Raw genomic sequence first — 10000 nt, 5'->3', positions numbered from 1 at the left:
ATCGTTAAATTGATAGGGGGGCTTATGTCTCGGAGTCTTGTTTTAACCGCGGTTGCGGCGGGATTGTCGCTGGCGGGCAGCGTTCAGGCGGAAATCTCGTCGGTAACCGAAACCGTCACGATCATCCCGCCACAGTCCTTTACGGGGGTCGTTGAGGTCATTGATAATGACCTGCTGATCAAATCGCTGGGCGGTACGCACCGCTTTACCGGGGCGAAGGCCTGTAAGGGTCTGGTCGATGCGCCCTTCGTACACGTTCACATGACGGAACAAAAGATTTCCATCGGATATGGCGGCAAGGCGCAGGTGGTTTACGGCAACAGCATGGCCAGTACCCGCACCTGCGAGGTGACCTATCAGGGACAATATAGCCCGCCGTCACTGCTCAAAGTGACTCCGCTGGAACTCTAGATCATTATGATTTCTGGTAGAAACATAATGATCTAGCTTTGTTTTGCCCTCGCCGGGCGGTGGCTTCGCCACCTTGGCCGCCGCCTCAATGGCGGCTTGAGCGGAATGATTCCAAGAGAAATCATTCCGCTCTAATCAAAAAGCCCGGAGCGATCCGGGCTTTTTTCATCAGTCATTGTCCATCTTGAGCGCGGCGATGAAGGCTTCCTGCGGGATTTCGACCTTGCCGAACTGCCGCATCTTCTTCTTGCCCTCTTTCTGCTTCTCCAGCAGCTTCTTCTTGCGCGTGGCGTCGCCGCCGTAACACTTAGCCGTCACGTCCTTGCGCAGGGCGCGCACGGTTTCGCGCGCGATGATGCGCCCGCCGATGGCCGCCTGAATGGGGATGACGAACAGGTGCTGCGGGATGAGGTCCTTCATCTTTTCGCACATGCCCCGGCCGCGCTGTTCGGCGCGGTCACGGTGCACCAGCATGGACAGGGCGTCCACCGGCTCGGCATTGACGAGGATCGACATTTTCACGAGGTCGCCTTCGCGGTATTCCTCGATCGTATAGTCGAACGAGGCATAGCCCTTCGAGATCGACTTGAGGCGGTCGTAGAAGTCGAACACCACCTCGTTCAGCGGCAGCTCATAGACGGCCATGGCGCGCGACCCGACATAGGAGAGGTCGGTCTGGATGCCGCGGCGGTCCTGACACAGCTTGATCACCGCGCCCAGATAGTCGTCCGGCGTGAAGATGGTCGCCTTGATCCACGGCTCCTCGATATGGTCGATCTTCACCGGGTCCGGCATGTCCGCTGGATTGTGCAGGTCGATCACATCGCCATTGTTCATATAGATCTTATAGACCACGCTCGGCGCGGTAGCGATCAGGTCGAGATTGAACTCGCGGCTCAGGCGTTCCTGAATAATCTCAAGGTGCAACAGGCCCAAAAAGCCGCAGCGGAAACCAAAGCCCAGCGCCGCCGACGTCTCCATCTCATAGGAGAAGCTGGCGTCATTGAGGCGCAGCTTGCCCATGGCCGAGCGCAGGTCTTCGAAGTCCGCCGCATCGACCGGGAAGATGCCGCAGAAGACGACCGGCTGCACTTCCTTGAAGCCCGTCAGGGCCTGTGACGTCGGCTTGCGCTCATCGGTGATGGTGTCGCCGACGGCGGCGTCCTGCACTTCCTTGATCTGCGCGGTGAAGAAGCCGACCTCGCCGGGGCCCAGCGCCTCGACATCGGTGGCCTTGGGTTGAAACACGCCCAGCTTGTCGATCTTGTAGGTGGCACCGGCGTTCATCAGCTTGATCTGCTGACCGGGCTTGAGGAAGCCGTCAAACACGCGCACCAGCACGACGACGCCCAGATAGGGGTCGTACCAGGCATCGACCAGCAGCGCCTTCAGCGGCGCCGTGGGGTCGCCCTTGGGCGCGGGCAGCTTGGTGACAATGGCTTCCAGCACGTCTTCGATGCCGATGCCCGACTTGGCCGAAGCCAGCACGGCCTCGGAGGCGTCAATGCCGATCACGTCCTCGATCTGGGCGCGCACGCGCTCCGGCTCGGCGGCGGGCAGATCGACCTTGTTCAGGACGGGGACGATTTCGTGATTGTTGTCGATGGCCTGATAGACATTGGCGAGCGTCTGGGCCTCAACGCCCTGCGACGCATCGACCACCAGAATCGAGCCTTCGCAGGCGGCCAGCGACCGCGACACCTCATAGGCGAAATCGACGTGGCCCGGCGTGTCCATCAGGTTCAGGACGTAAGCCTTTCCGTCCTTGGCCTTGTAATTCAGGCGCACGGTCTGCGCCTTGATGGTGATGCCGCGCTCGCGCTCGATCTCCATATTGTCGAGCACCTGCTCCTTCATCTCACGCGCGGTGAGGCCGCCGGTGAACTGAATCAGGCGATCGGACAGGGTGGACTTGCCGTGGTCGATATGGGCGACGATGGAAAAGTTACGAATTTGGGACAGTTCGGTCATGCGGGGGCGATAGCATGATGCGCCCTTAAGGGGAAGGGGGCAGGGGCACGGCCCCTGCACCCGTAAATTTATTCGTTTGGTACGCTAATAAAAGCGCTGCCCGGAAAGGGAGCCATAAGGCTACCTAAACAGCTTCAAATCCACCGCATCGCCCATCACCTCATAACCCGCTATCGACGGGTGGATATGGTCGCCGGAATCGTAGTCGGGCTTGAGGCGCGTCGGATCCGCCGGATCAGCCATCAGCTTATCGAAGTCGATCACCGCATCAAACGCCCCTGAGGTGCGTATCCAGCGATTGACCGCCTGACGGTCGGCTTCGTTCTGCGCATCGGGGTGGTAGAGCGAAAAGCCCATAAAGGGCAGGATGGTCGCGCCGATGACTTTGATGCCGCGTTCCCGCGCCCGGCGGATCATCTGCTGATAGGCGGTGATCATATCCTCGACCAGTTGCGCATGGGCGGCAGCGCTCACCGGCGCATCCTTGGTCAGGGTGCCGAGGTCGTTGACCCCTTCGAGGATGACCAGATACTTCACCCCCGTCTGGCTCAGCACATCGCGTTCAAACCGCGCCATGGCGTTGGGGCCTGAGCCGTCATTGAGGATGCGCCCGCCGCCGATGCCGGCATTAAGCACCGACAGGTGCCGCGTGCGCGGATCGGCCTGTAGCCGTCGCGCCAGTTGATCGGTCCAGCGCGCATTCATGCCCGGCTTGACGCCATAGCCGTCGGTGATGGAGTCGCCTAAGGCCACAATCGACGCCGCGCCTTGCCGGGCCAAGACATCGACGCCCGAAACATGGAACCAGCGCTCCATGGTCTTCGCCCCGTCCAAAGACGCCTCCGCCACGCGGTTGCCTTTGGCGAAGTAGGAGACCATGCGCGCGCCAGGGTGGCTGGTCTGGGGTGAGGCGGCTTCGGGCAGGTATAGCGACAGGGTCAGGTCGGTGAACGGCTTGACGGTCAGGACCACAGGGTCGGACACATACTCCGCTCCGGCGGGAATAGTGATGGCCGTGCGGCCACCAAAGGTCAGGCCACGCGCAGTGGTCGGGTCGATGCGTGAGGTCATCTGATCCGCCGAAACCGCCGCATGGGCCGCGCCGATCTTCAGCGGTTTGGTGCCGAACACGTTGGACAGCCGCACACGAAACTGCTTCCCGCCCTGAGTCAGGCGCACGATCTGACGGATCGTCACGTCAGAAGCGATGTCCGGCGGCAGGGTGGTGTCGGGATTGGGGACCATCTGCGCCGAGGCCCAGGCTCCGACCCACACCGTACCCCCCGCCGCCGCTGAGGCCGGCAGGCTGACAAGCCCGGCACCGGCGGCGATCCCCCCCAGCAGGGCACGGCGGTCAATGGCGGTCATGTTTCGCTCCTGTACGGTTTTTTGTAGATTATACCAAGGGTCATTGAAAATGACTCTTGGTATTCCATTCGAGGATTTCTCATGTCACTAACACATATGAGAAATCCTCGTTTCTTCAACGGCCGGATGCGGTCAGCATCTTCGGCCGTTGGTATTATGCAGCCATCATCACCGGCCTGAGCGGTGTGTCAATGCGCCGGGCGCGGTTTCTCACTTGAGGCGTTTCAAATGAAAAAGACGGCGCGATCCAATGATCCGCCGTCCTTTTTCATAGATTTTACAGTTCGGTTTACAGCAGGCTGGCCGCGGCAATCAGGGCTGCCATAGGCAGGATACCGGCAAACAACAGGTTGCCAACCATACCGAACGTGTCGCTCAACTTGATCAGGGTCATCTGATACTCTCCTTGTGTTGACGACGACTATATATGTTGCGAGTGCGAAAAAGGTTAGGGGTCTATATGTCGCAGTGCCATCACATCCGGTAAGCAAACGCGGCGAAACCTGTTAAGCTTCGTGATCAGGCAAGCCGGAGGGTGGTATGCTGACGTTTGAACGGCTGAAAGAGATTGTTCTGGCCTATCCGGACACGGAAGAAACGACGTCCTGGGACGCGCGGTCGTTCAAGGTCAATGGCAAAGTCAATGGCAAGGTGATCCTGTTCTGGAATCCGACCTATGACGCGCCGGTGTTCAAGGTGTCGTTTGAGGAGCGCGACTTTCTGCTGGAGGTCGATCCGGACACGTTTTTCACCACGGACCATCATCGGCCGTGGCCACTCATACTGGCGCGCCCCGACCGCGTCGATATAGACTGGGTGAAGGCCAATATCGATCGGGTGTGGCGCGCACAGGTGAAGAAACGCACGCTGAAAGCCTGGGATGAGGCCTCGTCACGGGCCTGATAGCCGGTGATGTTCAGAAGGCGGAGAAAACGGCGGCGACAAAGGCCGCCAGCATAGCCCCGGCAATGACCATCGGGAATATCTTGTCCATCAGGTCGTCGGGGTTGATCTTAAAGGCGCGCATCTTGGCTCACCTCCTTTCGACACAACGGTGAGAGTTTACGCCCTTTTTGGCGAGCCATATGTACACCTTGTCGTGAAAGCGCCTATTGCCGCCCCACTGACGCCGTAATCCCGACACGGCGGCATGGTCAATGCGGCTATGACGAACGGGCAGGGCAGGGTGCGTAACCGCGCAGGACGGTGGGGTTGGGCGGTAGCGGTGGCTTTGGCCCTGCACGCGCTGGCCGCTCTTATGGTGGTGTGGCTGACGCCTGCGCCCTCTGCGCCAGAGCCGCCGCCGGCAGAAGTCGAGCTGTGGCCCATGCCGGTTATTGCTCGGTCGGAACCGCAAACCGAGGCCGTGCCCGCCCCGACGCCTGCTGAACCCACTCCGCGCCGTTCTTTACCGGCCCCCACACAGCCTGCGCCGCGCCCGCCTGTGCCCCAGATTCAGACGCCGCCATCCCTCATTGAAAAGCCATCCGCACCGCCCGCAGCCTCCGAAACCGGCACCGGCGTCACACCGCGCGCCTATGCCGAAGGCGGCGACGCGGGCCGGGCCGCAGCGACGCGCGCCCTGAACAAGCGTCAATTTTGCATCCAGCAGCGTAATGACGGCCGTCCGATGGATAAAGACTGCCCCGTCAGCCCGCCCAAAGAGGTGGTGCTGCCGCTAAAACCGCCGGAAACCCGCCCGACGCAACTTTGTCTGGCGGCCCGCGAACGCGAATGGCAGAAGTACCGCGAAGGGCGCGGGGCCTATCCCGGCCTGCGCGATATGGTCTCCGGCAAGAAGAAATGCCGTCAGGGCTGGGACGATTGAGCCTCACAGGCGCGGAAGGCAGCCCTATTTCAGACATGCAATAGGGCGATAGATGAACCCTGACTGAAGCCCCCGGTAAGGATTTGGTCACCCCTTCAGGGTTAATAAAAGCCTTACGCTTATTTTCGACGGAGTCTCTTGCGTCATGGAACGCCGCCATTTTCTGATGGGTGCCGCCGCTACGGCCGCCACCCCGCTGATCGCTTCGCCGCTTCAGGCCCTGGCCCAGACCGGAGCCTCCGCCTCATCTTCCAGCGCCCCATCCGGTCGTGCCGAAGGCTATCAGCGCGATGAAATCCTGCGCGCCGGGTCCGACTTCCTTGGCGTAACGGTCGAGGCGCTGGGCGGAGCCATCGAAAAAATCTTCTCCGACTATGGTGATCGCCCGACCGCCTATATCGCCGGTGAAGAAGTGTCCGGGGCCATTGCGGTCGGTCTGCGCTATGGCAAGGGGCTGGTGCATATGAAGGCCTTGCCCAGCCCGCAAAAAATCTTCTGGCGCGGCCCGTCGGTCGGCTTTGATACCGGCGGCAATGCCTCGCGCGTCTTCTCGCTCGTCTATGGCCTTTATGACGTTGAGAAAATCTATCAGCGCTTCCCCGGCGTCGATGGCTCGGCCTATTTTATCGGTGGCCTCGGCGTCAACTATCAGCAGTCCGACGACACCATCGTGGCCCCGATCCGCGCCGGCGTCGGGTTCCGTCTGGGGGCCAATATCGGCTATCTGGCCTATTCCAAGACGCGCAAGTGGTTCCCGGCCTAAGCCTCATTTCCCACTGTTGCGAAAAATCCCCGTCACAAAACGGCGACACGGCTGACATGGCTGTGTCGCCGTTTGGTTAAGCGGCTGTCATCATGGCCGCGTAGCAGCGTTCCTCAGCGGCGTCGTGTGGACGCCCATTGGGGATTTGAGTATGAAAGCCTATCTGCAAGCCGGGACTGCCCTGGCCCTTTTGTTTGCTGCCGCGCCGGTTCTGGCGGCGGAAGCGCCCAAGGCGGAGGCCGCTGCGGCTCCGGCCGAAGAGATCACCGAAGTCATCGTCTATGGTCAGGGTCAGAGCCGTCAGCTCCAGACGCTGAAGGGCAGCGAACTGTCGCTCGAAGCCGCCGGCACCTCGCCGCTGAAGGCCATCGACAAGCTGCCGGGCGTGTCCTTCCAGTCGGCCGACGCCTTCGGGGCCTATGAATGGTCCACCCGCATCACCCTGCGCGGCTTCAACCAGAACCAGCTCGGCTTTACGCTGGATGGCGTGCCGCTGGGCGACATGTCCTATGGCAACCACAACGGTCTGCACATTTCGCGCGCCATCATCTCCGAGGACGTAGCCCGTGTGGACCTGATGCAGGGTGCCGGTGCGCTTTCGACCGCTTCGACCTCCAACCTTGGCGGCACGCTGCAATTCTTCTCGCGCGACCCGGCCCAGAACATGGGCGGCGAGCTGACCGGCACGGTCGGTTCGGACTCGATGCACCGCCTCTATGGCCGCTTTGAAACCGGCACGCTCGATAACCTCGGTGGCCTGCGCGCCTTTGTGTCGGTCGCCGATCAGAAGTCCGACAAGTGGAAGGGCGGCGGCGAGCAGAAGCAGCAGCAGATCAGCGCCAAGGCCGTGCTGCCGCTGGGCGAAGGCGAACTGACCGGCTTCATCAACCACTCCGAACGCCGCGAGCAGGACTATCAGGACATGTCGTTCGAAATGATCGGACGTCTGGGCCGCGACTGGGATAACTTCCAGCCGAACTACGCCGCCGCCATCGGCGTGGCTACCACCCTCAACAATCCGGCCCTCTACGCTTCGGGTCAGCTTGACCCCAATTCGGGCTACTGGACCGGCAAAGGTGTCAACCCCTACGCCGCCTACGGCGTGGCCAACCCGGACGACGCCTACTATTACGGCGCGGGCGTGCGCGATGACGACCTGATGGCGCTCAGCTATGAGACCCCGATCAACGACATGATCAAGGTGTCGGGCACCCTCTACAACCACACCAACAAGGGTCAGGGCCTGTGGGTCACCCCTTACACGATCTCGCCGAACTACGGCGTGGCCAGCGCGACCACCAATAATGCGCCGCTGTCGATCCGCACCACGGAATACGACATCGACCGCAAGGGGGCCTTTGGCGCGGTGAACTTCGACCTCGGCGCGCACATGGTGACCGCCGGTCTGTGGGTCGAAGACAACGACTTCAATCAGGCCCGCCGCTTCTATGGCGAAACCCTGAACGCCCCGTCGCGCGATTCGCTGGGCTTCCAGTCGAACCCGATCAAGACCCAGTGGGAATACAAGTTCAACACCAAGACCACGGTCGGCTACGTTCAGGACGTGTGGACCCTCAGCGAGCGCCTGAAGCTGAACTACGGCTTCAAGGCGATGAAGGTGGAAAACTCGGTCTCGACCGTCACGGGCAGCGCCCTGTCGGGCAAGATCAAGTCGGACGACAGCTTCCTGCCGCAGGCCGGTATCGTCTTCAAGGCCCTGCCGGAAGTCGAACTGTTCGGCTCCTACTCGGAAAACATGGCCGCCTACGTGTCGGCGGCGACGTCGGGCCCCTTCGCTTCGCAGTCGCAGGCCATTGTCAACTTCGTCAGCCAGAAGCTGAAGCCGGAAAGCTCGAAGACGTTTGAAGGCGGCCTGCGCCTGAACCTCAGCAACTTCCGCGGCGTCGCAGCCATCTATCACGTCGATTTCTCGGACCGTCTGCTGGCCATCCAGCAGGGCGCTTCGATCCTCGGCAATGCGGCGGTCCTGTCGAACGTCGGTTCGGTGAAGACCAACGGCGTCGAACTGGGCGGCACCTGGCGCTTCACCGACAGCCTGCGTCTGTCGTCGTCCTACAGCTATAACGACTCCAAGTACGCCGATAACTACACCAGCAACGGCGTAACCTATCAGACCAAGGACAAGACCGTCGTCAATACGCCCAAGCACATGCTGAGCGCTGACCTGAGCTACGACAATGGTACGCTGTTCGCTACGGCGGGTGCCAAGTACACGGGCGAGCGTTACTACACCTACGAAAACATCGGCGGTAAGGTCGAAGGCTTCACCACGGTCGATGCGACGCTGGGCTACCGCTTCCCGGCCGATATCGACGTGCAACTGAACGTCACCAACCTGACCGACGAAAACTACATCTCGACGGTCGGTTCGGGCGGCTTCGTCAACCGCGACACCGCGGGCACGACCATGACCCTGCTGCCCGGCGCGCCGCGTCAGGCCTTCGTCACCGTTCGTAAGCGTTTCTAAATTTGGAAGACCTCCGGGCCTCTGCTGCGGCCCGGATACACACTGCCGCTCCGGTGACCACACCGGAGCGGCTTTTTTTATAGGGAAAGAGTCCGGCCCGTTTCGGCGCTCTGGCGGCCCAGATCGAGCAGGCGCATGACGCTGAGCGCCTCTGCGGCGGGGACGGGCAGGGGGCCGGTGCCGCGAATAGCCTGCGCCACGCCCTCATAAAAGGCCGGATAGCGCCCCGGTAAAGTCGGCTGCGCCACCGGGGGCAGGGGATCGGCACCCGACACCGGCGTCAGTACGCCGTCGCGGTCCATGCCCCAGCCTGCGCCACCGACCGGCCGTCCGGCCTTCAGCGCCTCTTCCTGCGTATCGAGGCCGTATTTGACATAGCTGCCCAACCGCCCGTGGATTTCAAAGCGCGGTCCCGGCGCGGGCGTCAAAGCGCTGGCCTGCAAGCGCACGCGCCGAACTCCGTAGAACAGGGTGGCGTGGAAATAGTCATCGACCACAGACCCGTCGCGCTGCTGCGCCAGATCGAGCGCGATGGCGTCGGGCGCGCCAAACAGGCACAGGGCCTGATCGACCAGATGCGCCCCCAGATCGTACCACAGGCCCGACCCCGGTAGCGCCTGCTCACGCCAGCGATTGCGCAAGGCCGGGCGAAAGCGGTCAAAGCGCGAGATAAACAGGCTGATCTCGCCCAGGGCCCCCGTTTCGATCAGGTGCTTCACGGTCAGAAAATCGCCGTCCCAGCGGCGGTTATGAAAGACGGTCGCCAGCCGCTTGGCCGCCCGCGCTGCCGCCAGCACGGTTTCGGCCTCTGCGGTGGTGAGGGCAAAGGGTTTGTCGATGACGACGTGCTTGCCCGCCTTGAGCGCGGCGATGGCCTGCGGGGCGTGCAGATCATTGGGCGTGGCCACGACCATCAGTTCGATCGCCGGGTCGGCCAGAGCCGCCTCGAAATCACAGACCGTCACCCCCGGCAGATCGGCCTGCACCTCAGCGGGGCGCGACGACACGACGGTGGTCAGCGCAAGGCCCGCCGCGGCCCGGATCAGCGGCGCATGGAAGGTCTTTCCGGCATAACCATAGCCCACCAATGCCGTCTGTACCGGAGTGCTCATCGTCTCACCAACTGTAGTTAAAACTGATGCTTATGCGAATGTCTTCAGACAGGTTGATC

The 10000-nt window shown here is 61.8% G+C and carries 8 protein-coding genes; 5 read left to right on the top strand and 3 right to left on the bottom strand.

The features are described 5' to 3' along the window. Positions 1 to 24: 24 nt before the first annotated feature. Complete coding sequence (locus tag LDL37_RS00960; protein WP_290793023.1) at positions 25 to 411, top strand: hypothetical protein; 387 nt, start codon at positions 25 to 27, stop codon at positions 409 to 411. A 168-nt stretch (positions 412 to 579) separates the two neighbouring features. On the opposite strand, the gene lepA is transcribed toward LDL37_RS00960, so the two are convergent. Both lepA and LDL37_RS00950 read right to left on the bottom strand, forming a co-directional pair. Beyond that, on the bottom strand, positions 580 to 2382 hold the full coding sequence (gene lepA, locus LDL37_RS00955; RefSeq protein ID WP_290793020.1) for a translation elongation factor 4: 1803 nt from the start codon (positions 2380 to 2382) through the stop codon (positions 580 to 582). 120 nt (positions 2383 to 2502) lie between these two features. Then, positions 2503 to 3750: an SGNH/GDSL hydrolase family protein gene (locus tag LDL37_RS00950; RefSeq protein WP_290793017.1), complete on the bottom strand. Its 1248-nt coding sequence runs from the start codon at positions 3748 to 3750 to the stop codon at positions 2503 to 2505. Between the two features lie 540 nt (positions 3751 to 4290). Between LDL37_RS00950 and LDL37_RS00945 the strand changes: the two genes are divergently transcribed. The 4 genes from LDL37_RS00945 to LDL37_RS00930 all read left to right on the top strand — a co-directional run bounded on the left by LDL37_RS00945 (position 4291) and on the right by LDL37_RS00930 (position 8829). Further along, positions 4291 to 4653, top strand: coding sequence for an MmcQ/YjbR family DNA-binding protein (locus tag LDL37_RS00945; protein ID WP_290793014.1), 363 nt, complete (start codon positions 4291 to 4293; stop codon positions 4651 to 4653). A 283-nt stretch (positions 4654 to 4936) separates the two neighbouring features. After that, on the top strand, positions 4937 to 5578 hold the full coding sequence (locus tag LDL37_RS00940) for a hypothetical protein (RefSeq protein ID WP_290793011.1): 642 nt from the start codon (positions 4937 to 4939) through the stop codon (positions 5576 to 5578). Positions 5579 to 5723: 145 nt separating this feature from the next. Further along, positions 5724 to 6341 carry a DUF1134 domain-containing protein gene (locus LDL37_RS00935; RefSeq protein ID WP_290793008.1) on the top strand — a complete coding sequence of 206 codons (618 nt, stop codon included), beginning with the start codon at positions 5724 to 5726 and terminating at the stop codon, positions 6339 to 6341. 151 nt (positions 6342 to 6492) lie between these two features. Beyond that, on the top strand, positions 6493 to 8829 hold the full coding sequence (locus LDL37_RS00930) for a TonB-dependent receptor (protein WP_290793005.1): 2337 nt from the start codon (positions 6493 to 6495) through the stop codon (positions 8827 to 8829). A 77-nt stretch (positions 8830 to 8906) separates the two neighbouring features. Here the strand turns inward: LDL37_RS00930 and LDL37_RS00925 are convergent, their stop codons facing one another. Next, positions 8907 to 9941: an oxidoreductase gene (locus LDL37_RS00925; RefSeq protein WP_290793002.1), complete on the bottom strand. Its 1035-nt coding sequence runs from the start codon at positions 9939 to 9941 to the stop codon at positions 8907 to 8909. Positions 9942 to 10000 lie beyond the last annotated feature (59 nt).

This window comes from Asticcacaulis sp., from assembly GCF_020217185.1.
Taxonomy (GTDB): domain Bacteria; phylum Pseudomonadota; class Alphaproteobacteria; order Caulobacterales; family Caulobacteraceae; genus Asticcacaulis.
The sequence above is the reverse complement of the archived record's forward strand: the minus strand, read 5'-3'. Positions and strand labels throughout refer to the sequence as shown.